Here is a 5,165-nt window from a genome sequence, read left to right as displayed (position 1 = left end):
GCCCGAAATTTTAGCGACCGCTCCCTCCGGTGCGAGGTTTCCATACAGGACGACGAGGTGGCTATCCTTTTTGATCGGTTGGTCGAGCGGTTGAATGATGGTTTGCCCGGTGGGATGCGGCCGCACGTCGGCGAGCGTTTGCGCCATGGTCTGGCCGGTGACGGTAAGGGCGTCGCCGTGGAGCAGGCCGCCGTCGACCAGCGTCTTCATGAGCGGACGGATGCCGCCGATGGCGACAAGTTCGGACATCAGATGTTTGCCGCTGGGCTTGAGGTCGGCGAGCACGGGCACGCGTTTGCCGATGCGCGTGAAATCGTCGAGCGCGAGCTTCACCTTCGCGGCGTGCGCGATGGCGAGCAGATGCAACACGGCATTGGTCGAACCGCCGAGCGCGATGACGACGGTGATGGCGTTCTCGAACGCTTTCTTCGTGAGAATGTCAAGCGGGCGCAATCCGGTCCTGAGCATTTCGACGACGCACGCGCCGGCGCGGCGGCAATCGTCTTTTTTCGCGGGCGAAATGGCGTTTTGCGCGGAGCTGTTGGGCAAACTCATGCCGAGCGCTTCAATCGCGCTGGCCATCGTGTTGGCGGTGTACATGCCGCCACACGAACCCGGACCAGGAATCGCGCAGGATTCGATGGCTTGCAACGTTCTGTCGTCAATTTTTCCCGCAGCGTGCTTGCCGACGGCTTCGAAGACGGAAACGATGTCCAGCAGAGTCTTCGGCATGAGCGCGCGCGGACCGTCCGGGCCCGGTTCCTGAATCGTCAGGCAGCCGGGGAGAATTGTTCCGCCATAGACGAACACCGACGGACGATTAAGCCGCGCGATGGCCATCATTGCGCCAGGCATGTTTTTATCGCAACCGCCGATGGCGACGAAGCCATCCATGCCTTCCGCGCCCACGACGGTTTCGATTGAATCAGCGATGACCTCGCGCGAGACGAGCGAGTATTTCATGCCTTCAGTGCCCATCGAGATGCCGTCTGACACGGTGATGGTGTTGAAGACGATGGCCTTGCCACCGGCGTCGTTGGCGCCTTTCTCGGATTCAAGCGCGAGCTGGTCGATGTGCATGTTGCAGGGCGTGACCATGCCCCAGGTAGAGGCAATGCCGATGATGGGTTTGGAAAAATCCTCCGTCTTGAAGCCGACGGGATAAAGCATGGCGCGCGCGGGTGCGCGGTCCGGGCCGTCAACCAGGATGCTTGAGTGGGGACGTAAAGAATTCTTTTTCATCGGGCGGGAAGTGTTGCTGAAACAGGGCAGGAGAGCAAGACGGAGGACAAGCGAACGATTCGCCTGATTTGCAGCACTCAAAATCTTGACCGTCAGAGCGGGGGAAGACGACACTGGCCGCGTAATCGCACTGGCTGAATGTCGCAAGGCCGCTCCGATAAGAAAGTCCATCGCCAACAATTAATTAACAAATGAAAACCGTTCGTTTGCTACTGACTTTAGGCACGCTTGCCCTCTTCGCGGGATGCGCCAGCCCCAAACAGGAAATGCCAAAGCCGATGTCGAAGGAGGAAATGGAGTCGTTCTTCATGCCCAACGCGGAAGGCTCCAAAATCGTGAGTGTGAGCACGGGTACCAACGAGCCGGCCAGGGCGACTATTTTGCTCCAGACACATGGGGTGGCGACCAAGGAAAGCGGCCCGGCCGAGACGGTTGCGCGATTCAACGAGGTCTACGCCTTCTCGCCGAGCTTTTTCGCCGTGCACCGGGACGAGCCGACGATCATTCGCTTCTGGAATCTTCAGCCGGACGACAACCACGACTTCATGTTGATGGACCCTGATTCAACAGTCCTGATGAAAGTGCTGCTACCGCCATTGAAAGAAACGTCATTCGTATTCACGTTCCACAGGGACGGTTTGTTCAAATTCATTTGCGCGATGCACCAACCTTCCATGAGCGGTCAGATTCTGGTTCTGCCGCCCTCCACCGCCAGATAGCGTGGGGACATCATTATGGTGGAACCGCTGCGAGAAAACGCGAACAAGGTCGGAGCAGGTCTCTGATTTGAGATGACCTCCCGGGTTTCGTCCGCCGGTTCAATCTGGCGGACTGAGCACACAACCTGACAGGCCGCCTTCGGGCAGGTTCAAAAAATGCCCAGTGTGTCGAGCACCGCCTTGGTACGCGGCACTTCGTGTGTGCGAAACAAATCGGTTTTGCCCAGCGCGGCGAGTACGGCAAAGAACGGTTCCGCGCAGCGGACTTCCTCTTTGAAATACTCGAACGCGTGGGGCAGGGCGTGGCAAATCGGGAAACCGAGCGCGCGCAACCGGAACGTGTTCAGGAATACAGTCATCTGATGCCGCACGCGCACAGCGCTGTCCTGCAGATTGCGATAATAAAACCCAAGACCGGGGTCGATGAAGATCCTCTCCACACCCCTCTTCGCCGCAATTTGGATCTGACGGGCGAAATACTCATACATCATGGCGATGGGATCGGCGCTGAAATCGAAATCACTTACTTCGCGCACGTTTTTTCCCTGCACGTAACAAATGATTACCGCCGCGTCATGCGCGGCGATCATCTGATACATTTCGTCGGTCCGGTCGGCGCCGGTAAAGTTCAACACGTTGGCGCCGGCTTCAAGACAGGAGCGTGCCACCGCGGGTTGGTACGTTTCGACGGACACGGGAATGTTTGCGCCGCGCAGGGATTTGATCACCGGAAGCAGCCGGGCGTTTTGCGACACGTCATCGGCGCGTGCGGCTTGAGCCAGCGTTGATTCCGCGCCAACGTCCACGATGTCGGCGCCCAGTTCGTGCAACACCTTCGCGCGGCGAATCGCCGCATCCGCCGTGAGGCAAACGCTTTCGCGATACCACGAATCGGGCGAAAGGTTGATCACGCCCATGATCGACGGTCTGGAATTGAACGCGAATTGCTTTCCCGCGATGGAAAACTCCCTGACGCGCGCTGCCGCCGTGGCGCTGTTTTTCTCGAGCAACCCGGCGAGGTCTTCAAGTTTCAGCATTTGGGGAGAATCGTAAACCGGCCGTTGCAATTCGCCGATGACATGGCGCGCCCGCCGCGATTCGAACGCGGGACCATCTGCTTAGAAGGCAGATGCTCTATCCAACTGAGCTACGGGCGCACACCGAAGCGAAGAGTAACGAAAGGGTGGACGACAGGCAAGCGCCGTCCGGGCTCCACCATTTCGAAAGCCATTAGATCGGCGCAGCAGGCCGCCTTCACGAAAGCGTTTGCTGTCCAGTTTTTAGTGCCCGCACTGCCCACAATTCGGTCCGCAAAATCTCTAAAGTTATTTTGCCTTTGTGTATTCCAGCAGTTTGCCGTGCGCAGAACGGCTCTAATTTCACAGGTCTTTGCTCGCGTCCTCCGATGCTCAACGCGTCGCGGCAGATGGAGCTCGCAGGCAGGCTTACCAGAGAATCGGTGTGCTGGCATGCAAGATGCATTTGTCGCCGCGCGATGAATGGCAGCGCAAGATCGAAGCCGCGATTGGCGCCACCGACATCGGAGATCCGCCGGTTGAATAATCTCATTGTTAAGTTTTAGGGCGCAGCGCAGGCACACGATGGATTTTACGACGGCCGGCAGGCCGGGTAAAAACAGAACTCGCTGACAGTGCAATGCGACACCACGTTACATGCAACGACAGGGGCACCAAAGGACAAATTGCTGGTGGTTTCATGATCCAACACTCGACCACGCAAAGCTAAACGGTCAGATGATGGAAAGCTACAATCTACCTTTGCTCCGCTGTTGATGTACAGATTTTACAAGGTCCATTTATGAAAAACACCAACTCGACAAATTCGCAAGGCTCTCCTGATTCCGCGGGCGCGGGGGACAGGGGATTTTCCCCGTGGCAGAGGTTGAAGAGCAAGCGCATTTCCTACCTGACTCTGCCCCTGCTCGTCATGGCGACCGTGACGGAATTCGTCATCCTGTCAACGGGCTGGAAATATCAACAGGTGGTCTGCCTGCCCAAGGGCATGGGAGTCACCTTTTTTGGTATTGGCCCGATCGGCGCGACGATCCTGGCGGTTGAGTTGCTGAAGCTGCCGCTGGCCATCTGGACCGCCTCGCGTCGTGGCTGGCAAAAGGGCGTGATGCTGATGGTGGGGTTGCCTTTGATTTGTTTGCTGACCTTCCAATTGGTCAAGGACATGGCGGTTTATGAGATGGGCGTTGCCCTGGCCCCGGCGAGCCAGATGCTCGAACAGGCTTCCGCGGAGGAAATCAAGATTGCCCACCTCAATGGAGAGTTGATCGCCATTGAGGGAAAGAAATCCGACCGACAGAGCAAACTCGCGGAGTTGGCCGCGAAGAAGGCCAAGGCCAAGGCCGATCTGGAGGAATCGCTCAAGCTCAATGGCGAGTCGCGCCAGGACGCCATTTCCCTGACCGATTATCAGAAGAAAGAGTTGTCCGAGGTTGAAGCACGCCAGGCCACCATCATCAAGCAGTTTGATGCCGACACGGCGCAGCTCACCAAGGCCATTACCGATCTGCGCGCCCGCCGCGAAACCGAGTTGGGCCGGGCCACCAAATGGAACGCCGAGGAGGCTCGCATTGACAATGCCTACAAGGCGAAGATGGCCGATTACTCCAACCGGAAGGCGGCCTATGAAAAGGACAAGGCGGCTTACGCGGCGGCCAATTTTCTGAAGCGCAAGTTCATGAAGGAACCCGTTGATCCCGGTGTTCCACCCGTGCGCGAGACCAACACGATCCTCAAACCCGTGGAGATCGCGGAGATCGACGATCAAATCAAGGCCAAGGAAGCCGAATTACTCGCCGTCAATAACAAGCGACGTGAGCGTGTTGCCCAGGTGGACGCCGATGCCCACAGGTTGCGCGATGAATTTGACCGTCGCTCCAGCACCAAGCGCGAGGAAACGGATCGCAAACGCGAAGAATTGTTGGCAGCCCAGGCGTCCCTGGAGACGCAGTTGGGGGCGGAAGAGAAGCAGGCGGATCAGGAGTTTCAGTCGGTCGCTCAAAAAGTTGACGGGATTCGCGCGGAGATGGATGCCTGCCGCAAGAAAGCCGAGGGGTTTTACGAGGCGCGTGAGGCCGCCATTAAGAACACGCAGGTGCACCGCATCGCCACCACGGTGGAAATCGTGCGTGGTTTGTTGATGGGTCAGCGGCCGGTCTCCATCAAGGCCACC

5 protein-coding genes and 1 tRNA gene are annotated in these 5,165 nt (G+C 58.0%); 2 read left to right on the top strand and 4 right to left on the bottom strand.

Going from position 1 to position 5,165, the window contains the following annotated elements; genetic code table 11:
- On the bottom strand, positions 1–1,242 hold a 1,242-nt coding region (locus tag VN887_00290), incomplete at its 3' end, for a dihydroxy-acid dehydratase (protein HXT38436.1).
- Positions 1,243–1,433: 191 nt separating this feature from the next.
- On the opposite strand from VN887_00290, the gene VN887_00285 reads away from it, so the two are divergent.
- Complete coding sequence (locus VN887_00285) at positions 1,434–1,961, top strand: hypothetical protein (GenBank protein HXT38435.1); 528 nt, start codon at positions 1,434–1,436, stop codon at positions 1,959–1,961.
- Positions 1,962–2,110: 149 nt separating this feature from the next.
- Here VN887_00285 and VN887_00280 read toward each other — a convergent pair whose 3' ends face one another.
- The 3 genes from VN887_00280 to VN887_00270 all read right to left on the bottom strand — a co-directional run bounded on the left by VN887_00280 (position 2,111) and on the right by VN887_00270 (position 3,530).
- On the bottom strand, positions 2,111–2,998 hold the full coding sequence (locus VN887_00280; GenBank protein ID HXT38434.1) for a dihydropteroate synthase: 888 nt from the start codon (positions 2,996–2,998) through the stop codon (positions 2,111–2,113).
- Positions 2,999–3,041: 43 nt separating this feature from the next.
- Positions 3,042–3,118 (bottom strand) — tRNA-Arg (locus VN887_00275).
- Positions 3,119–3,215: 97 nt separating this feature from the next.
- A complete protein-coding gene (locus VN887_00270) occupies positions 3,216–3,530 on the bottom strand; it encodes a hypothetical protein (protein ID HXT38433.1) in 315 nt (104 codons plus the stop codon).
- A 249-nt stretch (positions 3,531–3,779) separates the two neighbouring features.
- On the opposite strand from VN887_00270, the gene VN887_00265 reads away from it, so the two are divergent.
- Positions 3,780–5,165: hypothetical protein (locus VN887_00265; protein ID HXT38432.1), on the top strand; the 1,386-nt coding region annotated here is incomplete at its 3' end.

This window comes from Candidatus Angelobacter sp. (assembly GCA_035607015.1).
In the GTDB taxonomy this organism is placed as follows: Bacteria; Verrucomicrobiota; Verrucomicrobiia; order Limisphaerales; family AV2; genus AV2.
Note: the sequence above shows the minus strand (reverse complement) of the source record. Positions and strands in the feature narration are given on the sequence as shown.